General features: G+C 50.9%; 1 protein-coding gene. It reads right to left on the bottom strand.

Annotation, left to right across the window (positions count from 1 at the left end; all coding sequences use genetic code 11):
* The coding region (locus HJW02_RS13395) for an NUDIX domain-containing protein (RefSeq protein ID WP_208050739.1) at positions 1–220 on the bottom strand (220 nt) is incomplete at both ends.

Below are 220 nucleotides of genomic sequence, written 5' to 3'. Positions count from 1 at the left end.
CCGGAATAAGTGATATTCTTCACGTCCAGTCCGGTTTCCTCTTTCACTTCGCGGGCTACACATTCTTCCAGTGTTTCGCCTGTTTCGAGGAATCCGGCTACAAGGCTGTTGAATCTGCCTTTAAAGTTGCGGGCATGAACGAGAAGTATGGAGTCGCCTTTGCGCACTAAAACAAGGACGGCTGTCGAGATAGCCGGATACACTTCACGGCCACAACTCG

The organism is Akkermansia sp. GGCC_0220 (genome assembly GCF_017566105.1).
In the GTDB taxonomy this organism is placed as follows: domain Bacteria; phylum Verrucomicrobiota; class Verrucomicrobiia; order Verrucomicrobiales; family Akkermansiaceae; genus Akkermansia; species Akkermansia massiliensis.
This window is presented reverse-complemented; position numbering and strand designations above follow the sequence as displayed.